The sequence below is a fragment of the Micromonospora acroterricola genome, from assembly GCF_003172955.1.
Classification (GTDB): Bacteria; Actinomycetota; Actinomycetes; order Mycobacteriales; family Micromonosporaceae; genus Micromonospora; species Micromonospora acroterricola.
In genome coordinates, this window is record NZ_QGKR01000352.1 from 22936 (window position 1) to 45143 (window position 22208).

Here is a 22208-nt window from a genome sequence, read left to right on the forward strand (position 1 = left end):
GGATGTGACTCATGGGCAATTGGGTTGTCTCTCTCGCCGGGCCTCGACAGATCAGCCTCGAGCCCTGCCCACCGGATCCGCTCGGCCCCGGCCAGGTCCGCGTCCGCACCCGCTATTCCGGCATCTCGGCCGGCACCGAGCTGACCCTCTACCGGGGCAGCAATCCACGCCTCAGCAAGGACTGGGACGACGCCGCCCGGATGTTCGTGCCCCGGAGCACCCCGGTGCCCTACCCGCTGGCCGGCTTCGGCTACGAGGAGGTCGGCGAGGTCGTCGAGGTGGCGCCGGAGGTCACCGACCGGCACCCGGGTCAGCTGGTCTGGGGCATCTGGGGGCACCGCGCCGAGGCCGTGCTGGCCGCCGAGGCGGTCCACCCGCTGCCCGCCGGCCTGGACCCGCTCGCCGCGGTCTTCGCCCGGCCGGGCGCCATCGCGCTGACCGCCGTGCTGGCCGGCGACCTGCACCTCGGCGACTGGGTCGGTGTCTTCGGGCAGGGCGTCATCGGGCTGCTCGCCACCCGGCTCGCGGTGCTCTCCGGCGCCCGGGTCGTGGCGGTGGACCGGGTGCCCGACCGGCTGGAACACGCCGCCCGCTACGGCGCCAGGTCGGCGGTGGACGCCGGCGCCGAGTCCGCCGCCGCCGTACTGCGCCGGGCCACCGCGGGCCGGGGCGCGGACGTCTGCCTGGAGCTGTCCGGGGCGTACCCGGCGCTGCACGAGGCGATCCGGTCCACCGCACACGCCGGCCGGGTCGTGGCCGCCGGCTTCTACCAGGGCCAGGCCGACGGGCTCGGCCTTGGCGAGGAGTTCCACCACAACCGCATCCAGCTGGTTGCGGCTCAGATCTCCGGGCCCACCCCCGCGCCGAGCATGGCCGGACGGTGGACCGGCGACCGGGTCGCGCAGACCTTCATGGAGCTGGTGGCTGAGCGCAGCGTCGACCCGTTGCCGCTGGTCAGCCACATCGTCGACGCCAGCGCGGTCGCCGACGCCCTCGCGCTGCTCGACCGCGGCGCCGGTGACGTCCTCCAAGTGGTGTTGAGGTTCTGATGACCACCATTGCGCTGGCCTGCCAGGAACAGCTCCTGCCGGGCACCGACCTGATCCAGAAGTACGCCCTCGCCACCGCCCTCGGCTACCAGGGCATCGAGCTGCGCGGCCGCGGCGACCTCGCGTTCGCCCGCCGGTTGCCCGAGCTGCGCCGGGCCCGAGCCGCCGGGGTGGTGATGCCCACCGTCTGCGTCGAGATGGGCCACTTCATCGGCGACTTCGACCCCGCCCGCTCCGCCGACGCGGTGCGCAACCTGCGCTCCCAGCTCTCGGTGATCGCCGAGCTGGGCGGCGTCGGGGCGATGACCCCGGCGGCCTGGGGGATGTTCTCCCGGCGGCTGCCGCCGTTCGAACCGCCGCGCCCGCCCGCCGGCGACCGGCAGGTGCTCCTCGACGCCCTCGGCGAGCTGGGCGAGCACGCGCGGGCCGAGGGCGTCACCCTCTTCCTGGAACCCCTCAACCGGTACGAGGACCACATGGTCAACCGGCTCGACGAGGCGGTGGCGCTCTGTGCGGCGGTCGGGCTGCCCTCGGTGCGGGTGGTCGCCGACACCTTCCACATGAACATCGAGGAGGACGACGTGCACCGGGCGTTGCGCGGCGCCGCGCCGTACCTCGGGCACGTGCAGGTCAGCGACTCCAACCGCTACCAGCCGGGCGCCGGGCACCTGGACTGGCCGGCGCTCGTGCGGACCCTGCTGGAGCTGGACTACCGGGGCTGGCTGGCGCTGGAGTGCCGGTTGCGCGGCGACCCGGTCCGCGCCCTTCAGCAGGCCGCCACGGTGCTGCGGCACGCGCTGCCCCGGCGGCGGGCCGCAGCATGACCGCCGACGCCGCCACGGCCCGTACCGGCGGGCCGGCCGACGTCGCCGGGCTGCGCCGGCTCGCGGTCGCCACCCTCGACGCCAACTGGGAGCACGACCACACCGTGCCGTCGCGCACCCTCTACCCGCACCAGTGGAGCTGGGACTCCGCGTTCATCGCGGTCGGGCTGGCCCACGTGCGGCCCGAGCGGGCCTGGCGGGAGCTGGCGAGCCTGTTCCGGGCGCAGTGGGCCGACGGGCGGGTGCCGCACATCGTGTTCAACCGGGCGCTGCGGGTGGGCGCGTATTTTCCGGGGCCGGAGCTGTGGCGCTCGGCGACCGCCGAGGGAGCGCCGGCCCTCGACACGTCCGGTCTGGTCCAGCCGCCGGTGCACGCGCTCGCCGCGTGGCTGGCGTACCGGCGGGCGCCCGACCCGGCCGGCCTGGCCGCGCTGCGCCGGCTCTATCCCGCGCTGGTCGCCCAGCAGGGCTACCTGGCTGACCGGCGGGACCTGACCGGCGAGGGGCTGGCCTGCATCGTGCACCCGTGGGAGTCCGGCCTGGACAACAGCCCCGCCTGGGACGAGCCGATGGCGGCGGTGGCGGCCGAGGCGACGGTGATGCGCGCGTACCGCCGGCACGACACCGCGCACGCCGACGCCGCGCACCGCCCCACGGACCTGGACTACGCGCGCTACCTGGCGATGGTCGCCTCCTACCGGGACCGTGGCTACTCCGACCAGGTCCTGGCCGACGGTCACCCGTTCCTGGTGGAGTGCCCGCTGTTCAACGCGGCGTTCGGCGCGGCCGAACACGCGCTGGCCCGGATCGCGACGGTGCTCGGCGCCGACCCGGGGCCGCACCGGGCCCGCGCGGCCCGGATCACCGAGGCCCTGGTACGCCGGCTGTACGACCCGGCGACCGGCACGTTCGCCCCGCGTGACCTGCGCACCGGCCGGCTGGTCCCGGCCCGCACCGTGCTCGGGTTGGCGCCGCTGATCCTGCCCGACCTGCCGGCCCGGCAGGTCGACGCGCTGGTCGTCGAGGCCCGGTCGGCGCGCTTCGGGGTGGCCGAGCGGATGGAGCGGCCACTGCCCAGCCACGACCGCACCGCGCCGGACTTCGAGCCGTTGCGCTACTGGCGTGGGCCGAGCTGGCTCAACGTCGGCTGGCTGGTGCGGCGCGGGCTCCTGACGCACGGGCGTCCCGAGCTGGCCGCCGGGCTGCGCCGGTCGATGATCGGGTTGGTCGCCGGGGCCGGCTGCCACGAGTACTTCCACCCGGACACCGGCGTCGGGCTGGGCTCGCCGGCGTTCGGCTGGACCGCCGCACTGCTGCTCGACCTGCTGGCCGAGGAGCCCACGCCGGAGACCGACCGGGCGACGGTGGCGCGCTGACCTGCTCCGGTCGGCAACGGTGATAGCGTGCCCGTCCCGGCGGCCGGAGGGGTGGCGTGTGTCCGAGATCGACAAGGTGGCGTGGATCCTCATCGAGGACGGGCTGGTGCTCAGCACCCGCTCCCGGGGGAAGGACGTGTGGTACCTGCCGGGTGGCAAGCGTGAGCCGGGGGAGACCGACCTGGACACCCTGCGCCGGGAGGTCGAGGAGGAGCTGAGCGTCGCGGTCGACGTGCGCGGCGCGACGCACCTCGGCACGTTCACCGCCCGGGCGCACGGCCACGCGGCCGGCACGACCGTTCGGATGACCTGCTACCGGGCGGGGTACGAGGGGCGGTTGCGCCCGGCCAGCGAGATCGCCGAGACGGCCTGGTTCGGGTACGCCGACCGGCACCGCACCTCCCCGGTCGACCACCTCATCTTCGACCACCTGCGGGTGGTGGGCCTGCTGCGCTGACCGTGTCGCCGTTTGGCGCCTCCGTGCCCGGGTAAGCGCGGGTCCCCGTGGCGACAGGAGGGCGGCGTGCGGTTCCCCCGCTTCATCGAGGCGGTGTCCCAGCGCTCGGGGCTCCCGACCGAACAGGCCGCCGTGGTGGCTCGTGCCGTGCTCCAGACGATGGCCGAACGGGTCACGGGCCGGCCGGCGGACGATCTCGCCGGGCACCTCCCGGACGAGCTGCACGGCTATCTGGGCGGAACGGACACGTCCGGCCCACCGACCGCCGCCGGGCCGGCGGAGTTCCTGCGCCGGGTGGGAGTGCGGGCCGGAGTCGACGAGGCGACCGCCCGGGCCGGCACCGGCGCGGTCTTCGCGACCCTGCGCGACGCGGTGACGGTGCGGGAGTTCCGGGACATGGTGGCGCAGTTGCCGCGTGATCCGGACGGCGGTGTCGCACCCGCTGCGCCGCCGTCTGTCGGGGACTGAACGCTTCGATGTCGCTATTCGGACTAGGTGCTTCATGTCGGGAAATTCCCCGACGCAAATGGTAAGTGACCGGAAATTAATCTGCCTGGTGGCGCTTTAGGCGAAAATCACGCACCGCGCCAGGGGGATGATCGGATGATGTTCGTCGTCCCTTGTCGGAGCCTCTGATCGCCCCTTCGGGTCGACTCTAGTCGATGATCTATCGCGACACGCATCGAGCCATATGCTCCTTCCATTGTGAAGTCCTGGGGGGGATGATGATCATGGCTGTCGATTGCTGCGCGTCCGTCTGTTGTGGAGCGGTGTGCGCGTCCTGAGATGGGAAACTCGACGCTGATCCAGCGCTTCGGCGACGCCGCCTCTGCCCGATCCGATCGTCCCGCCGTCCTCGGCGACACCGGCGCGCTCGACTACGCCGCCCTCGCCGGTCTGGCCGGCGGGCACGCCGACCTGCTCGCCGCGGCCGGCGTGCGACCCGGTGACCGGGTCGGCCTGCTGACCCCGCACGGCGCGGGCACCATCGCCGCGATCCTCGGCACGCTCGCCGCGGGCGCCGCCTACGTGCCGCTCGACCCCGGCTTCCCGGAGCAGCGGCTGCGCCACCTGCTCGACGGCGCCGACGTCACCGTCCTGCTCTGCGGTGGCGAGCACACCGAGCTGGCCCGACGGCTCGCCGCCGACCGGCCCGGCCTGCGGGTCGTCCCGGCCGTCGACGTGCGGCCGGCGCCGCTGCGGCCCGTGCCGGTGGACGCGGACGCGCTCGCGTACGTGCTGTTCACCTCCGGCTCCACCGGGCGGCCCAAGGCCGTCGGGCAGACCCACCGCAACCTGACGCACGTCGTGGACAACCAGATCGCCACCCTCGAACTGCGCCCGGACGACCGGCTCAGCCTGCTCGCCTCGTTCAGCTTCGACGCGGCCATCCCCGACCTCTACCCGGCGCTGCTCACCGGCGCCGCGGTCGTCCCGGTCGACCTGCGCCGGCACGGGCTGGCGTACGCCACCGAACACCTGGCCCGGCACGGCGTCACCGTCTACCACTCCACCCCGACCGTCTACCGGTACCTGCTGGACACTCCGGGCGTCGAGCGGCTGGACCGGGTGCGGGTGGTGCTGCTCGGCGGTGAACAGGCCACCTACACCGACGCGGCCCGCGCCCGAGGCCGCTTCGCGCCGGGCTGCGTGCTGGTCAACGGCTACGGGGCCACGGAGATGACCTTCGCCGCCCGGTACGCGCTGCCGCTGACCGACGTCGAGCCCGAGGCCACCGGTCCACTGCCGATCGGCAGCGCCCTGCCCGGGTACGCGCTGCGGCTGGCCCCGGACGGCGAGATCGTCGTACGCGGCCGGCACCTCGCCCCCGGCTACCTCGACCAGGTCAGCGACCGGTTCGGGCACGACCCCGACGGCGTGCCGGTGTACCGCACCGGCGACCTGGGGGAGCTGCTGCCCACCGGCGAGCTGCGCTGTCTCGGCCGGCTCGACCGGCAGGTCAAGGTGCGCGGGTTCCGGGTCGAGTTGACCGAGATCGAGGCGGTGCTCGCCGCCGAGCCCGGCGTCGCCGAGGTGCGGGCCATCGCCCGCGACGGCGAGCTGCTGGCGTACGTCCGGTCGGGCGGGCCGCCGGTGGACCCGGCGACGTTGCGCGCCGCCCTGGCCCGGCAACTGCCCGAGTACGCGCTGCCCCGCGCCGTCGTACCGGTCGCCGCGTTCCCCCTGACCGTCAGCGGGAAGATCGACGAGCGGGCGCTGCCGGACCCGGCACGGGCGGTGCCGCCCGGCGACCGGCCGGCCACGCCGACCGAGCGAATCGTGCACGACATCTGGTGCGCCGTGCTCGGCCGGCACGCGGTCGGCCGCACCGACAGCTTCTTCGACGTCGGCGGGCAGTCCCTGCTGCTCGGCCAGGTGCAGCAGCGGCTGGCCGAACGGTTCGGTGTGGCGGTGCCGCTGCTGCGGCTCTTCGACCACCCGACGGTCGCCGCCCAGGCCCGGCTGGTCGACCCGCCGGCGCCGACGACCCCGTCGGTGGTCGCCCCGGCACAGGCCCAGGCCGCCGTGCCGCCGAGCGCAGCCGGCCCGCCCGCCGCGCCGGGCGGTGTCCGCGAGTACACCGGCGACGAGATCGCCGTGGTCGGTCTCGCCGGCCGGTTCCCCGGGGCGCCGGACGTGGCCACCTTCTGGTGGAACCTGTGCGCCGGGGTGGACGCGATCCACGACCACAGCGACGAGGAACTGGCCGCGCTGGGCGTCGGCCCCGGGCTGCGCGCCGACCCCCGGCACGTGAAGGCCACCGGCCGGCTCGACGGCGTCGCCGACTTCGACGCCGAGTTCTTCGCCTTCGGCGAGCGGGAGGCCGCCCGCACCGACCCGCAGCACCGGCTGTTCCTGGAGACCGCCTGGGAGGCGCTGGAGGACGCCGGTCACGACCCGGCCCGGTTCCCCGGCCTGGTCGGCGTGTACGGCGCGACCGCCGTCAACCGTTACTTCCTGTTCCACCTCATGGACAACCCGGCGGTGGTCGGCGACGTCGACCCGGACGACTGGGAGGCCCGGCTGGTCGGCCGGCAGCTCACCGACCACCTGCCCGGCCAGGTCGCGTACCGGTTGGGGCTGACCGGGCCGGCGGTGGCGGTGCAGAGCGCCTGTTCCAGCTCGTTGGTCGCGGTCTGCCTCGCCGCGCAGAGCCTGGCCGACTACCAGTGCGACCTCGCCCTGGCCGGCGGGGTGAGCGTGACGTGGCCCCGGCACCGGCACACCCCCGGCGGCCTGGCCTCCCCGGACGGCCGTTGCCGGGCCTTCGACGAGGGCGCCCAGGGTGCCGGCTTCGGCTCCGGCGTCGGGGTGGTGGCGCTGCGCCGGCTCGCCGACGCGCAGGCCGACGGCGACCGGGTCCTCGCGATCCTGCCCGGCTGGGCGGTCACCAACGACGGCGCCGACCGGGCCGGGTACGCCGTTCCCGGCCCGGCCGGGCAGGCCGCCGCGGTGGCCGGTGCGCTCGCCGCCGCCGAGGTCGCCCCCGGCGAGGTCCGCTTCATCGAGGCGCACGGCAGCGGCACGCCGCTCGGCGACGCCATCGAGGTGGCCGCGCTGCACGAGGTGTACCAGGGCGCCGCGCCCGCCGAGACCTGCGCGCTCGGCTCGGTGAAGACGACCATCGGTCACCTGGACGCGGCGGCCGGCATCGCCGGGCTGATCAAGGCGGTGCTCGCCGTGCAGCACGGTGTCATCCCGCCGAACCTGCACTTCACGCGCCCGCACCCGGAGATCGACCTGGCGGCCGGCCCCTTCTACGTGCCGACGAAGGTGCGGGACTGGCCGGAGGCGCCGCGCCGGGTCGCCGGGGTCAGCTCGTTCGGGCTGGGCCGGCGCGAGTTCGGCTGCCGGGCCGCCGTCGTCGCCACCGACGCGGCCGGCGCGGTCGCCGCGCTGGACGAGCTGCTGGCCACCGACGCCCGGGTCGCCGGCCCGGCCGGTGCGCTGCGCGAGCTGGCCGCCACCTGGGTCGCCGGCCAGGCCCTGGACTGGACGGCCCTGCACCCGGCCGACGGTGTCCGACGCACCTCGCTGCCCACCTACCCCTTCCAGCGGCAGCGGTACTGGATCGACCCCCCTCAGAAAGGCGTGCGGTGAACTGGTTCCTCTCCGCCGGCAGCCGCGATCCGGCACCGGTGCAGTTGTTCTGCCTGCCCTACGCCGGCGCCGGCGCCAGCGCGTTCCGCCACTTCCCGGCCCGGTTCGGCCCGGACGTCGAGGTGCTGCCGGTGCAGCTGCCCGGGCGGGAGAACCGGATCAGCGAGGACCCCCGGTTCCGGGTGGCCGACGTGGCCACCGCCATCGCCGAGCGGGCCGAGGGGCCGTACGCCCTCTACGGCCACTCGATGGGCGGGCGGCTCGGCTTCGAGGTGGTCCGCGAGCTGCGGCGCGCCGGGCTGCCGCTGCCGCTGCGGCTGTACGTCGGCGGCGCCCGCGCCCCGCACGTCAGCGCGCCCAGCGTCTTCGACGGCTTGTCCATGGTGGACGACGACGAGCTGCTGCGCCGGCTCCGCAGCGGCGGCGGGTTGCCCGCCGGTGTGCTGGAGCATCCCGAGCTGGTCGAGCTGCTGCTGCCGCTGCTGCGTGCCGACTTCGAGCGGGTGGACGGCTACCGGTACCGGCCCGAGGAGCCGCTGCCCGTGCCGATCGTGGTGTTCAGCGGCCGCGACGACCGGGCGGTGAGCCGGGAGCAGAGCGCCGCCTGGCGTGAGCACACGGCCGCCGGTTTCACCCTGCACGAGCTGGACGGCGGGCACTTCTTCCTGCACGACGCGCTGCCCGAGCTGGCCGCCGCGATCCGCGCCGACCTGGCCGCCGCAATCCGCGTCGACCCGGGCCCGGCCCGTCCGGTCGCCGTCGCGGCCGACGCGCACCGGGTGCCGCTGGGCGACACCGGCTGGTCGGTGTGGCGGGACGGCATCCTGCGCAGCACCGGCTTCCCGGCCGACGGGCTGATGCTGCTGTCCGCCCCGCAGGCCGCCGAGGCGGCCGACGAGCTGCTGGCCACCGGCGCCGGCGCCGAACTGTTCGACAAGGAGTTCGCCGAGGCGGTGTCCGCCAGTGGCCGGCGGCTCGTCGAGCTGGCCGCCGACCCGCTGCTGCGCGAGGCGGTCACCTGGCAGAACCGGGGCGCGCTGGCCGCTCTCGACGGGCTCGTCCGCGGTGGCCCGGACGCCCCGCGCAACGTTCGCCGGCGCGACCGGGAACGCGCCCTGCTCAGGTACTGGCAGCGCTACTGCGGCAAGAACGAGACCGTCGGCTTCTTCGGCCCGAGCTGCTGGGTCACCCTCGACCCGGAGCTTCCGGTCGCCGCCGAGGCACGCCCCGGTGCGACGCTGACCCGCCGGCGCTGGGTGTGGTTCGAGTCGTGGGCGCTGAGCGCGTACGCGCAGCGGATCGGCGGGGACGTGGCGGTGCGCCGCTGGTGGGCGCCCCGGCTCGCACCGCACCTGAGCCTCGCCGGCAGGGAGGTGCGCCGGCCGGGCCGGCCGCCGGTGCCACTGTCGCCGGTCGAGGCGGCGCTGCTCGCTGCCGCCGACGGCCGCCGCCCGGCCTGCGACCTGGTCACCGACCCGGCCATCGGGCTGCGCCGCCCGGAGGACGGGTACGCGCTGCTCGACCGGCTGGTGGAGCGGGAGCTGGCCACCTGGGACGCCGCGCTGCCGGTCAGCCCCGCCGCCGAGGAGGTGCTGCGGCAGCGGATCACGGAGATCGGCGACGCCCCCGCCCGCGCCGCCGCCGAGGCCGGCTTCGACCGGCTGTGCGCCGCCCGGGACACCGTCGCCGTGGCGGCCGGCGACCCGGACCGGCTGCGCGCCGCGCTGGACGCGCTCGACGAGACGTTCACCGACCTGACCGGGCAGCCGGCGCAGCGCCGGGCCGGCGAGATGTACGCCGGCCGGACGCTCTGCTACGAGGACACCAGCCGTGACCTGGACGTGGTCTTCGGCGCCCCGCTGCTGGACGGTCTCGCCGCGCCGCTGGCCGTGTTGCTGCGGGCTGCCCGCTGGCTGGCCGGCGCGCTGGAGGAGGCGTACGGGGCGTCGTTCCGGGAGCTGTACGACGAGCTGCGCGCCGAGGCTGGCGACGCCCCGGTGGCCCTGTCCGACCTGTGGTTCCTGGCGCAGGGCCTCTTCTGGGGCAGCGGGCCGCGCCCGGTCGACGCGGTGGCCACCGAGTTCGCCGCCCGCTGGGCCGGGCTGTTCGGGTTGACCGATCTGCCGGCGGGCAGCACCGACGTCCGGCTGGACGTGGCGGACCTGGCCGCCCGGGTCGACGAGGTCTTCCCGCCCGTCCCGCCGGGCTGGTCCAACTCCCGCCTGCACAGCCCGGACCTCCAGATCTGCGCCGCCGACGCGGACGCGCTGGCCCGAGGCGACTACACCGTCGTGCTCGGTGAGCTGCACGCCGCCTGGGCGTCCTTCGACTGCCAGGCGTTCACCCCCTCGCACCCGGACGTCGAGCGGCTGCGCGCCGCGCTGGCGGCCGACCTCGGCCCGGACCGGTTCCGGCTGCTCTTTCCCACCGACTGGCCCCGGCGTACCAGCCGGGTCGCCGAGGCGCTGATCGGCCCGACCGACCGGCTGCTGGCCTTCGCGCCCGCGCCCAACGCCGAGCCGGGGCGGGTGCTGCCCACCGTGGCGCTGACCGTGCAGGACGAGGCCGGCCGGCTGGTGGTCGCCGACACCGAAGGGCGGCGCTGGCCGCTGGCCGAGGTCTTCGCCGGTCTGCTCAGCGCGCACGCCGTCGACGGGTTCAAGCTGGTCGCCGCCGCGCCGTACACCCCGCGGATCACGCTCGACCGGCTCGTGGTGGCGCGGCAGACGTGGCGTACCACCGTCGGCGCGAGCGGCCTCGGCGCGGTGACCGGGGAGCGGGCCCGCTTCCTGGCGGTGCGGGACTGGCGGCGTCGGTTGGGCCTGCCGGAGCAGGTGTACGTCAAGCTCGGCACCGAGACCAAGCCGTGCTTCGTCGACCTGAGCAGCCCCGCCTTCGCCAACATGTTCTGCGCCATGGTCCGGGCGGCGCACCGTGACGGCGGGGACGACACGACGCTGGTGGTCAGCGAGATGCTGCCCACCGCGCAGGATGCGTGGGTTCCCGACGCGGCCGGCCGGCGGTACTTCAGCGAACTGCGGCTGCACATCGTGGACACCGACGAGTCGGAGCCGGCGCGATGAGCCACCTGCTGCCGCTGGGTGACACGGGTTGGTCCGTGTGGCGCCACCTGGTGCTGCGCACGGCCGGCTTCCCGGCCGCCGGGCTGGACGCCTTCGCCGCACCGGACGCCGCCGACGCCGCCGACGCGCTGCTGGCCGGCGAGGTCGCCGCCGAGATGTTCGAGAAGGCGTTCGCGGAGGCGCTGGCCGACTCGTCGGCGGCCGCCGGACGGATCGCCGCCGACCCGCTGCTGCGGGAGGCGGTCACCTGGCAGAACCCGGAGATGCTGATCGCCCTGGACGGCCTGCTGCGCACCGACCCGGCCGTACGCAACGTGCGGCGGCGGAAGCGCGAGTTGAGCCTGCTGCGTTACTGGCAGCGCTACTGCGGAAAGGCCGAGACGATCGGGTTCTTCGGTCCGGTCTGCTGGGGCACGCTCGATCCCACCGTGCGGGCGACCCGGCTGTGGCCGGGGCCGGGGCTGGTGTCCCGTCGCGAGGTGCACTTCGAGGCGTGGGCGCTGATCGCGTACGCCGACCGGCTCGCCGACGACCCGGCCGTACGCCGCTGGTGGGCGCCGGCACTGCCACCGCACCTGAGCGTGGCGGGCCGATCGCTGCACCGGCCGCTGCACCCGCCGGTGGAGCTGTCCGTGCTCGACGCGCTGTTGCTGGCCGCCTGCGACGGGCGTACCCCGGCCTGGGCCGTGGTCGAGCGTGTCCGCGCCGACGGCGACGCCGGGCTGCGTACCGACGCCGACGGCTTCCTGCTGCTCGACCGGCTGGTCGAGCGCGACCTGCTGACCTGGGACGCCGGCCTGCCGATCAGCCCTCGTGCCGAGCAGGTGCTGCGCGAGCGGCTGGCGGCGATCGGCGACCCGGCGCTGCGCGCCGAGGTGACCGCCGGTTTCGAACGGCTCTGCCTGGCCTGCGACGAGGTGGCCGCGAGCGCCGGAGACGCCGACCGGCTCGGCGCGGCGCTGGCCGCGCTGAACACGGAGTTCACCGCCGTCACCGGCCGGCCCGCCACCCGGCAGGCCGGTCAGATGTACGCCGGCCGCACGGTCGCCTACGAGGAGACGGCCCGGGACCTCACCGTCGCCGTGGGCGCCGACGTGCTCGACGCGCTCGCCGCTCCGCTGGCGGTGGTGCTCCAGGCGGCCCGTTGGCTGACCGCCGAGATCGGCGCCGCGTGCGAGGGGATCCTCGCCGAGCTGTACGAGGAGTTGCGCGCCGACGGGCCGGTACGGCTGGCCGACGTCTGGTCGTTGGCGCAGGGGTTGCTGATGGCCTCGGACGGGCCGCTGGCCACCGCCGGCGCCGGCTTCACCGCCCGGTGGGCGGAGCTGTTCGACCTCGCGGCCCTGCCACCTGAGCAGCCCGAGTTGCGGTTGCGCAGCGCGGAGCTGGCCGACCGGGTGCGGAAGGTCTTCCCGGCGGAGTCGCCCGGCTGGCCGTCGGCCCGGATCCACAGCCCGGACGTGCAGATCAGCGCCGCGGACCTGGCCGCGCTGAACCGGGGCGAGTTCCTGCTGGTGCTCGGCGAGCTGCACCCGGCGAACGCCACGTTCGACAGTGCGGTCTTCGTGCCGTTCCACCCGGACCCGGCGGCGCTGCGCGCCGGGATGGACACCGACGTCGGTCCGGCCCGGCTCCGGGTGCTCTACCCGGAGGGCTTTCCCCGCGTCACCACCCGCACCACCTCCGGGCTGACCGGCCCGGCCGACCGGCAACTCGGCATCGACACCGCCCGGGGCGGCGAGGTCGACCGGCTGGTCCCCGCAACCGGGGTGCGGGTGGTGCCCGACGGCGACCGGCTGGCGGCGGTGCTGCCCGACGGCAGCCGCTGGCCTCTCATGGAGATCTTCGCGAACCTGCTCGGCTCGCTGCTGCTGGACAGCTTCAAGCTCCTCAACCCAGCGCCGCACACACCCAGGATCACCATCGACCGGCTGGTCGTGGCGCGACGCACCTGGCGGACCACGGTCGGGGAGAGCGGCCTGGCCGGGGTGAGCGGGGAGGCGGAGCGGTTCCTCGCGGTGCGGCGGTGGCGGGCCCGGCTCGGCCTGCCCGAGCGGGCGTTCGTGAAGGTCGGCACCGAGGTCAAGCCGTGCTACGTCGACCTGACCGGCCCGCTCCACGCCCAGTCGCTGTGCGCGATGGTCGACGCCGCCGCCCGCAGCGGGCCGGACGTGACGCTCGTGGTCAGCGAGCTGCTGCCGGCGCCGACCGACAGCTGGGTGACCGACGCGTCGGGCCGCGCCTACGTCAGCGAGCTGCGCCTGCAGGTCACCGATCCGAGCAGCTATCCCGGGGGGAACCGTTGACCGATATCCTGTCCAGCAGAGCCGTACGGGGCGAGCCCCTGCCCTGGCCGGACGCGACGATCGCGGACCTGGTCGTCGCGCAGGCCGCGCGCACCCCGGACGCCGTGGCGGTGCGTCAGTGGGACGACCGGCTCACCTATGCTGAGCTGCTGTCCCTGGCCGCCGGGGTGGCCGCCGCGCTGCGCGCTCGGGGCGTCGGCCGGCAGACCCGGGTGGGTGTGTGCGGCGCCCGTCGGCCCGAGCTGGTGGCCACGGTGCTCGGTGTGCTGCTGGCCGGCGGCTGCTACGTGCCGCTGGAGCCGGGCGGCCCGCGTCGGCGGCTTCGCGGGATCGCCGCCGACGCGGGTGTGTCCCTCGTGGTCGGCGACGCCGCCGAGGCGGAGTTCGGCGGCGCGCCCGGCGTCGAGGCCGTCGGGCTGCCCGGCCCGGGCGTCCTCGTGCCCTGCCCGGCCCGACCCGGTGACCCGGCGTACGTGCTGTTCACCTCGGGCTCCACCGGCCGGCCGAAGGGCGTGCTCACCAGCCACCGCAACGTGGTCGAGTTCGTCACCGGCGTGGTCGCGCTCACCGGCGCCGACGCCGGCGTCCGCAGCCTCGGCATCGCCTCGCTCGGTTTCGACGCGGCCACCATGGACCTGTTCGTGCCGCTGCTGCTCGGCGGCTCGGTGCAGTTGCTCGGCGCCGAGGACCGCGCCGACCCGGTCCGGCTGGCCCGGTTCATCGCCGCGCACGAGGTCAACTGGGGCTTCATCACGCCGACCGTGCTGTCCATGCTGGACCCGGCGGAGCTGCCCGGCTGGCGCACGGTGCTCTGCGGCGGCGAGGCGGTGCCGGCCGCGCTGGCCGCCCGCTGGGCGCCCGGCCGCCGGTTCCTCAACGGCTACGGCCCCACCGAGACGACCGTGCTGGCGGTCAGCGGCCCGTTGAGCGCCTCGGAGTCCGACCCGATGCCGATCGGCCGGCCGCTGCCCAACCACCGGGCGTACGTGGTGGACGTGGCGCTGGACCCGGTGCCGCCGGGGGAGACCGGTGAGCTGCTGATCGGCGGGCCGGGGTTGGCCGACGGCTACCTGGGCCGGCCCGGGTTGACCGCCGAGCGGTTCGTCCCGGATCCGTTCTCCGGGCTGCCCGGCGAGCGGCTGTACCGCACCGGTGACCTGGTCCGGCACGACCCGGACGGGCGGATCGTCTACCTCGGTCGGACCGACCGGCAGGTCAAGATCCGCGGGCAGCGCATCGAGCTGGGCGAGGTGGAGGCGGTGTTGGCCGATCTGCCCGGGGTGACCGGGGTCGCGGTCGAGGCGGTCCCCGGCCCGGCCGGCGCCGAGCTGGTCGCGTTCCTCACGCCGGAGGACGCGCCCGACGACGACCGGCTGCGGTCGTACGCCGGCAGCCGGCTGACCACGGCGATGCTGCCGGCCCGGGTGCTGCGCCGCACCGCGCTGCCGGTCAGCCCGATCAGCGGCAAGCTGGACCGGCCGGCGTTGCGCGCGCTGGCCGCGGCGCACACCGTCGCACCCGCCGACACCGCCGCACCGGATGCGCGCGGCGGGTCCCTCGCGGCGGCCGTGGCCGGCATCTGGACCCGGTTGCTCGGGGCGGCGCCCGGGCCGGCGACCGACTTCCTCGCCGCAGGCGGCAACTCCATCGCCGCGATGCGCCTGGTCGCCGCGCTGCGCGCCGAACTGGGCCGGCAGGTCGACACCCGCGAGGTGTTCACCGCGCGCACCTTCGGCCGGCTGGCCGAGCGGGTGGCCGACGCACCCGTCGGCGACGACGGGCTGAGCACCGGCAACCCGCCCACCCTCTCGCCACCGCAACGACGACTCTGGTTCGTCGACCAGCTCGCGCCGTCCAGCGCGCCGTACAACATCGCGGTGGCGCACCGGCTGCGCGGTCCGCTGGACATCGCCGCCCTCGGCGCGGCGCTGCGGACCGTCGCCGAGCGGCACGACGTGCTGCGCTGGCGAATCCCGCAGACCGCCGGCGTGCCCTACGCGGTCTGCGCCGAGCCGACCGACGTGGCGGTGCCGGTGGTCGACCTGACCACCAGCGCCGAGCCGGAGGCGGAGCTGGCCCGGATGCTCACCGCCGGCGCCGCGCACCCCTTCGACCTGGCCACCGGGCCGCCCTGGCAGGTGACCGTCTACCGGCTCGGGCCGACCGAGCACGTGCTGGCCGCGACCTGGCACCACGCCGTGTTCGACGGCTGGTCGGAGCGGGTCTGCTACGACGATCTCGCGGCCGCGTACGCCCAGGCGGTGGCCGGGCGATCGCCCGCGCTGCCGGAGCTGCCGGCCCGTTACGCCGACTACGCGGTGTGGCGCGCCGAGCGGGACCGGCTGCGGGGCGGGCCCGACCTGACGTGGTGGACCGGGCACCTGGGCGGCGCGCCGACGGTGCTGGACCTGCCCCGGGACCGGCCCCGACCGGCGGTGCAGACCTACGCCGGGGCGGAGGCGGCCGTCCGGCTCTCCGCCGGCACCGACCGTGCGGTCCGCGAGCTGGCCGAGCGGCGCGGCACCACGGTCGCCGCGGTGCTGCTGGCCGCGTTCGGTGAGCTGATCGCGCGGCTCACCGGCGGCGACGACCACGTGCTCGGCGCGATCGTCGCCGACCGGCGGCTGGCCGCCTTCGACGATGTGATCGGCTTCTTCATCGACACGGTGCCGGTGCGGGTCCGCACCGGCGGGGCGAGCTTCGCCGAGCTGGTCGACCGGTGCGCAGGGGAGCTGCACGAGGCCACCGCCCACCCCGGGGCGCCGCTGGAACGCATCATCGAGGCGCTCGGCGTCGGCCGGGACACCGCCCGCGCGCCGCTGGTGCAGGTGCTGTTCAACGTGCTCAACTTCGCGCCGCCCCGGCTCACCCTGAGCGGGCTGACCGCCGAACCGGTGCCGGTGCCCAAGCCGGGCTCACCGTTCGACATCACCGTCTACGTGGTGCAGCACGCCGGTCGTACCGGCGTCGAGGTGGTCTACAACCCGGACCTGTTCGACGCCGCGCGCATCGACGACCTGCTCGCCGACCTGGCCGAGCTGGTGGGTGCGCTGGCCGCCGCGCCGGACACGCCAGCCCGCGAGGTGGCCACCGCGCTGCCCCGGCCCACGGTGCGGGTGCCGCAGCTCGGCGCGATGACGGTCGCCGGTGGCGAGCCAGCCGGCCCGCCACCGGGGCTGGTGCCGGCCGGCCCCGACGGGCTCACCGAGACCGAGGAGCTGATCGCCGGGATCTGGCGGGAGGTGCTGGAGCGCGACCGGGTCGGGGTGACCGACAACTTCTTCGACATCGGCGGGCACTCCCTCGCGCTCGCCGCGGTGCACGCCCGGCTGACCGCCGCCACCGGCCGGTCCATCCCCATGCTCGACCTGTTCCGCCATCCCACCGTCCGGGCGCTCGCCGCCAGCCTCGACGGCGCCGCCGACCGGCCCGAGCTGGCGCGAGCCGCCCTGCGTGCCGCGGCCCGCCGCAGTCGTACCCGCCGTATCCCTCCCCGCCGCCCCGGCGGCACCGCGTGACGAAGGACAGCCTGATGAGCAACCCGACCGCAACAGACCCGCCCCACGAGGGCATCGAACCGATCGCGATCGTCGGCCTGGCCGCGCGCCTACCCGGCGCCGCCGACGTGCACGAGTTCTGGCGCAACCTGGTCGACGGCGTGGAGTCGGCCACCGAGCTGACCCGCGAGGAGCAGCTGGCCCGGGGCGCGACCGTCGAGGAGGTCGACGACCCGGGCTGGGTCAACCGCGCCCCGCTGGTCGACGGCTACGACGAGTTCGACGCCACGCTGTTCGGGATGACCGCCCGGGAGGCGGAGCTGACCGACCCGCAGCACCGGCTGTTCCTGGAGACCTGCCACACCGCGCTCGAGGACGCCGGCTACGACCCGGCCCGCTACGACGGCGCGATCGGCGTGTACGCCGGCACCGGCGGCAACACGTACCTGCACCGCAACGTGCTGCGCAACCGGCGGGTCGGCGGCAGCCCGCACGGCGCGGTCTCCATCGCCACCGGCAACTCGCCGAACTACGTCGCCACGAACGTGTCGTACCGGCTGGACCTGCGCGGGCCGAGCCTGACCGTGCACACCGCCTGCTCGACGTCGCTGGTCGCGTTCCACCTGGCCTGCGAGTCGCTGCGCAACGGCGAGTGCGACATGGCGCTCGCCGGTGGAGTGAACGTCGAGCTGCCGCACGTCGGCTACCTGGGCATGGAGGGCTTCACCTCGCCCGACGGCCGCTGCCGGCCGTTCGACGCCGCCGCCAACGGCACGGTGTGGGGCAGCGGCGTCGGGGTGACCCTGCTCAAGCGGCTCTCCGACGCGATCGCCGACGGCGACGCCATCCGCGCGGTCGTGCTCGGCAACGCCATCAACAACGACGGCGCCGGCAAGGTCGGCTTCACCGCGCCCAGCATCGACGGGCAGATGGCGGCCATCGCCCAGGCCGTGGCGATGGCCGACGTCGACCCGCGCAGCATCAGCTACGTCGAGGCGCACGGCACCGGCACCGCGATGGGCGACCCGATCGAGGTGGCGGCGCTCTCCGCGGTGTACACCCGCGACACCGACGAGCGGGGCTGGTGCGGCATCGGCTCGGTGAAGTCGAACATCGGCCACCTCAGCCAGCCCTCCGGCATCGTCAGCGTCATCAAGACGGTGCTCGCGATGGAACACGGGCTGATCCCGCCGACGATCAACTTCGAGACGCCGAACCCGGCCGTCGAGTTCGCCGACACCCCGTTCTACGTGGCGAACACCCTCACCAAGTGGGACACCGACGGCGGACCGCGCCGGGCCGGGGTCAGCTCGTTCGGCATCGGCGGAACCAACGCCCACGTGGTGCTGGAGGAGGCGCCGACGGCGCACCACGGCGACCGTCGGGTGCCCCCGGCGCACCTGCTCCAGGTCAGCGCGGCCACCCCGAGCGCACTGGACGCCGCGGTGCGGCGCCTCGCCGCCCACCTGGACGGCGCCGCGGACGCCGGGCCCGCGTACCTCGCCGACGTCGCGCACACGCTGCGCGTCGGCCGTCGCCCGCACCCCCACCGCCGCGCGGTGGTCGCCACCGACCTCCCCAGCGCCGTGACCGCCCTGCGCACCCCGGTGCGCGGCCAGCGCGGACCGCAACCATTGACCGACCGTCCAGCCCCGACAGTAGGGTTCCTCTTCTCCGGTCAGGGCTCCCAGTACGCCGGGATGGGCGCGCAGCTCTACGCCGAGCAGCCCCGCTTCGCCGCCGTGGTCGACGAGTGCGCCGAGCTGCTCCGCCTCGACCTGGGCCTGGACCTGCGGGACCTGATCCTCGGCCGGGACCCGGCGGCGGGGGAGAAGCTCACCGAAACCTGGTACACCCAGCCGGCGCTGTTCACCGTCGAGTACGCCCTGGCCGTGCTCTGGCAGGAGGCCGGTGTCCGGCCGGCCGCGATGATCGGCCACTCCATCGGCGAGTACGTCGCCGCCACCGTGGCCGGGGTGTTGAGCCTGCCGGACGCGCTGCGGGTGGTCGCCGCGCGGGGCCGGCTGATGCAGTCGCTGCCCGCCGGGTCGATGCTCGCCGTCGTGCTGGACGAGTCGGTGGTCGCCGAGTTGCTGCCAGAGGGACTCTCGGTGGCCACGGTCAACGGCCCGGGCACCTGCGTGGTGGCCGGCGAGACCGCCGCCGTCGAGGCGTTCGCCACGACGCTGGCCGGCAAGTCCAAGGTGCTGCGCACCTCGCACGCGTTCCACTCGCCGATGATGGAGCCGATCCTCGCCGAGTTCACCGCGCTGATGGGCACGGTGTCGCTGCGCCCGCCGACGGTGCCGTTCCTGTCGAACGTCACCGGCACCTGGATCACCGCCGAGCAGGCCACCGACCCGGCGTACTGGGCCGCGCACCTGCGCCGGCCGGTCCGTTTCGGTGACTGCGTGGCCACACTGCTGGCGGCGGGCATTTGGCAGCTGGTCGAGTGTGGTCCGGGCCGGCAGTTGGCCAACCTGGCCCGGATGCAGACCGCGAAGGCCGCGCCGGAGCAGCGCGCCCTCGTCCCGCTGGGCAGCCTGCCCGGCGCCGGGGAGAACACCGGCGACCTGGCCGCCCTGCTCGGCACCGCCGGCGCGCTGTGGTGCGCGGGCCTGCCGGTGCGCGTCGACGCCGATCCGGCGGCCCGGCGGGTGCCGCTGCCCACGTACCCCTTCGAGCGTCGCCGCTACTGGATCGACCCGGACCCGGAGCAGCCGGTCGCGACGGCCCCGGCGGAGACCGGGCCGCGACCGCTCGCCGAGTGGTTCGCGGTGCCGGTCTGGCGCCAGGCCGCGCCGCTGCCGCCGGCCGGGTCGCTGGGCCGCTGCCTGGTCCTCACCGCGGGTTCGCGCGGCGACGCGCTGGTCGCCGGCCTGCGGGCCGCCGGCGCCGACCCGGTGCCGGTACGCCCCGGCGACTCCTTCGCCGCCGCCGACGGCGGCTACCGGCTGCGCCCCGGCGTACGCGCCGACCACGACGCGCTGGTCGCCGCGCTCACCGCCGACGGTGCGCTCCCGGGTCGGCTGGTGCACGCGTTCACCCTGGACGGCGCGCCCACCGGCACCGACATCGCGGCCACCTGGGCCGCGCAGGAGCTGGGCTTCTTCAGTGCCCTGCACCTGGTGCAGGCGCTCGCCGGCGCCGGTCTGACCGGCGGTGAGGATGGCCTCGCCCTGGACCTGGTCACCGCCGGCACGGGCGACGTGCGGGGCGACGACCTGCGCCGCCCGGAACACGCCACCCTCGCCGGGTTGGCCCGGGTGCTCCCCGCCGAGCTGCCCGGGCTGGCCGTTCGGCTGATCGACGCGGACCCGACCGACGACGACGCCGGTGCGCTGGTGGCCGAGCTGCGCCGCCCCCGCGAGCCCGAGGTGGCCCTGCGCGGCGGCCGGCGCTGGGTGGCCGACGTCGAGCAGGTGACGATCGACGCCGAGGGGGAGCCGGGCGCGCTGCGCGACGGCGGCCGGTACGTCATCACCGGTGGTCTCGGCGGCATCGGCATCACCCTGGCCGAGGACTTCGCCACCCGGGCCCGGGCGAAGCTGGTGCTGCTGGCCCGCTCCGGGCTGCCCGAGCGGGAGCGCTGGGACGACCACCTCGCCGTGCACGGCGACGACCGGGCGGGACGCGCCATCGCGGCGATCCGCCGGATGGAGGCCGCCGGCGCGGAGGTGCTGGTGCTCGCCGCCGACGTCACCGACCCGGCCGACCTGCGTCGGGTCCGCGAGGCCGCGCAGGCCGCGTACGGCGGCATCGACGGCATCGTGCACGCGGCCGGCCTCCCCGGCGGGGGGATGGCCGAGGTCAAGGAGCGGGCCGAGGCGGAGTGGGTGCTCGCCCCGAAGCTCGCCGGCACCCTCGCCCTCGCCCAGGTCTTCGGTGACCTGCCGCTGGACTTCGTGGTGCTGTGCTCGTCCATCACGGCGGTGGTCGGCGGCTTCGGTCAGGTCGACTACTGCGCCGCCAACGCGTTCCTGGACGCGCACGCCCGCTCCGGCGCGGGTTGGCGCGCACCGGTGCTGTCGCAGAACTGGGGCGGCTGGGCCGAGGTGGGCATGGCGGTGGAGACCGCCGCGCCGGCCGGCTTCCGGGCGGCCGGCCGCGACACGGTGACCAGCGCGGTCGAGCACCCGGTGCTCACCACGAAGGTCACCGGGCCGGGGGAGACGGTGCTGCACGGCCTGGTCTCGGCGAGCACCCACTGGCTGCTCGACGAGCACCGGATCGGCGGCGTGCCGGTCGTACCGGGCACCGCCCACCTGGAGTCGGTGCGGGCCGCGGTGACCGCCGCGCTGCCTGCCCCCGGCCCGACGGCGGCGGTGGAGCTGCGCGACGTGGTCTTCCTGGAGCCGTTCGCGGTGCCCGACGGCACCGTCGCGCAGTACCGGGTGGAGCTGACGCCGGCCGACGACGGCGGCACCGACTTCGCGGTCCGGAGCTTGACCGGGGGCCGGCTGCGGACCCACGTGCGGGGCGCGGCCGGCTGGACCGACGAGCCGGCCTCACCGGCCGCCCCGGCCGTCCCGGCCGGCCGCCGGGTGGACGACGACGAGTCGTTCGGCCGGGGCCGGACCAGCATGCTCACCTTCGGGCCGCGCTGGGCGGCGCTGGGCGAGCACCACCTGGCCGACGGCTCGGAGCTGGCGGTGGTCGAGGCGCCCGCCGCGGCGCTGGGCGACCTGCCCGCGTGGGGCCTGCACCCCGCGCTGCTGGACGTGGCGACCGCGTTCGGTCGGGGCCGCGGCAGCGGCACCTACCTGCCGCTGTCCTACGGCCGCATCGTGGTGCGCGGGCCGCTGCCGGCCCGGTTCACCAGCGAGCTGCGGCACCGGGCCGGTGGCACCGACGAGGTGATCGCCGCCGACCTGTCGCTGCGCGACCCGGACGGCCGGGAGCTCGTCGCGATCAGCGAGTTCGTGTTGCGCCGGGTCGACCAGGCAGCGGTAACCGGCGGCCTGGCCGGGCCGTCCGACGCGCACGGGGGCGCTGCCGCGCCGACCTCCACTGAGGACATCCGGCCGGTGGACGGTGCGGAGGCGTTCCGCCGCAGCCTCACCGCCGGCCTCGGCGCCCAGGTGGTCATCGCCACCCGCACGGTGGACGACATCCGGCGGCGCGCCGGTCGGGTCACCACCGACAACCTCACCGTCGACGACGTGGTCGCCGATCCGGCCCCGACCGGCGTCGGGGCCGGCAGCGCCGCGCGGGGCACCGAGCTGGAGATCACCATCGCCCGGGTGTGGCAGGACGCGCTCGGGGCGGCCGAGGTCGGCGTCGACGACGACTTCTTCGCCCTCGGCGGCAACTCCCTGGTCGCGGTGCAGCTGATCGCGGCGATGCGCAAGGTGACCGGGGTGAAGCTGCCGATGCGCAGCCTCTTCGAGACCCCCACCGTGGCCGGGCTGGCCGCCCGGATCGAGGAGCTGCGCGCCGCCGCCACCGCCGATCCGGCCACCCCGGCACCGATTCCCACCATTCCGCGACTGCCCCGCGCGTGACGAGAAATCAG

General features: G+C 75.7%; 10 protein-coding genes. All 10 read left to right on the top strand.

The window, feature by feature from the left end:
- The first annotated feature begins 11 nt into the window (after nt 1-11).
- The 10 genes from DKT68_RS29645 to DKT68_RS29690 all read left to right on the top strand — a co-directional run bounded on the left by DKT68_RS29645 (nt 12) and on the right by DKT68_RS29690 (nt 22197).
- Complete coding sequence (locus tag DKT68_RS29645; protein ID WP_109820675.1) at nt 12-1049, top strand: zinc-dependent alcohol dehydrogenase; 1038 nt, start codon at nt 12-14, stop codon at nt 1047-1049.
- On the top strand, nt 1049-1873 hold the full coding sequence (locus tag DKT68_RS29650; protein WP_109820676.1) for a sugar phosphate isomerase/epimerase family protein: 825 nt from the start codon (nt 1049-1051) through the stop codon (nt 1871-1873). The genes DKT68_RS29645 and DKT68_RS29650 overlap by 1 nt, the downstream gene beginning before the upstream one ends.
- On the top strand, nt 1870-3249 hold the full coding sequence (locus DKT68_RS29655) for an MGH1-like glycoside hydrolase domain-containing protein (RefSeq protein WP_109820677.1): 1380 nt from the start codon (nt 1870-1872) through the stop codon (nt 3247-3249). Before DKT68_RS29650 ends, DKT68_RS29655 begins: the two co-directional genes overlap by 4 nt.
- A 58-nt stretch (nt 3250-3307) precedes the next feature.
- The gene (locus DKT68_RS29660; protein WP_109820678.1) at nt 3308-3706 is read left to right on the top strand and encodes an NUDIX hydrolase; all 399 of its coding nucleotides are present in this window, start codon (nt 3308-3310) and stop codon (nt 3704-3706) included.
- A 66-nt stretch (nt 3707-3772) separates the two neighbouring features.
- Nucleotides 3773-4174: a DUF2267 domain-containing protein gene (locus DKT68_RS29665; RefSeq protein ID WP_109820679.1), complete on the top strand. Its 402-nt coding sequence runs from the start codon at nt 3773-3775 to the stop codon at nt 4172-4174.
- Between the two features lie 318 nt (nt 4175-4492).
- Complete coding sequence (locus DKT68_RS29670) at nt 4493-7807, top strand: AMP-binding protein (protein ID WP_109820680.1); 3315 nt, start codon at nt 4493-4495, stop codon at nt 7805-7807.
- Nucleotides 7804-10890 (top strand): thioesterase domain-containing protein, encoded by a 3087-nt coding sequence (locus DKT68_RS29675; protein WP_109820681.1) that lies wholly within the window; start codon nt 7804-7806, stop codon nt 10888-10890. Before DKT68_RS29670 ends, DKT68_RS29675 begins: the two co-directional genes overlap by 4 nt.
- Entirely contained in the window at nt 10887-13196 is a 2310-nt protein-coding gene (locus tag DKT68_RS29680) for a lantibiotic dehydratase (protein ID WP_109820682.1), read from the top strand. The genes DKT68_RS29675 and DKT68_RS29680 overlap by 4 nt, the downstream gene beginning before the upstream one ends.
- Nucleotides 13193-16714, top strand: a complete 3522-nt coding sequence (locus DKT68_RS29685) for a non-ribosomal peptide synthetase (RefSeq protein ID WP_109820683.1) — start codon at nt 13193-13195, stop codon at nt 16712-16714. The genes DKT68_RS29680 and DKT68_RS29685 overlap by 4 nt, the downstream gene beginning before the upstream one ends.
- 14 nt (nt 16715-16728) lie before the next feature.
- Complete coding sequence (locus DKT68_RS29690) at nt 16729-22197, top strand: type I polyketide synthase (protein ID WP_109820684.1); 5469 nt, start codon at nt 16729-16731, stop codon at nt 22195-22197.
- Nucleotides 22198-22208 lie beyond the last annotated feature (11 nt).

What these genes read in the sequence shown, in the direction of transcription:
- DKT68_RS29680 (WP_109820682.1), top strand. Translation starts at nt 10,887, where the DNA reads ATGAGCCACCTGCTGCCGCTGGGTGACACGGGTTGGTCCGTGTGGCGC.
- DKT68_RS29645 (WP_109820675.1), top strand. Translation starts at nt 12, where the DNA reads ATGGGCAATTGGGTTGTCTCTCTCGCCGGGCCTCGACAGATCAGCCTC.
- DKT68_RS29655 (WP_109820677.1), top strand. Translation starts at nt 1,870, where the DNA reads ATGACCGCCGACGCCGCCACGGCCCGTACCGGCGGGCCGGCCGACGTC.
- DKT68_RS29650 (WP_109820676.1), top strand. Translation starts at nt 1,049, where the DNA reads ATGACCACCATTGCGCTGGCCTGCCAGGAACAGCTCCTGCCGGGCACC.
- DKT68_RS29670 (WP_109820680.1), top strand. Translation starts at nt 4,493, where the DNA reads ATGGGAAACTCGACGCTGATCCAGCGCTTCGGCGACGCCGCCTCTGCC.
- DKT68_RS29690 (WP_109820684.1), top strand. Translation starts at nt 16,729, where the DNA reads ATGAGCAACCCGACCGCAACAGACCCGCCCCACGAGGGCATCGAACCG.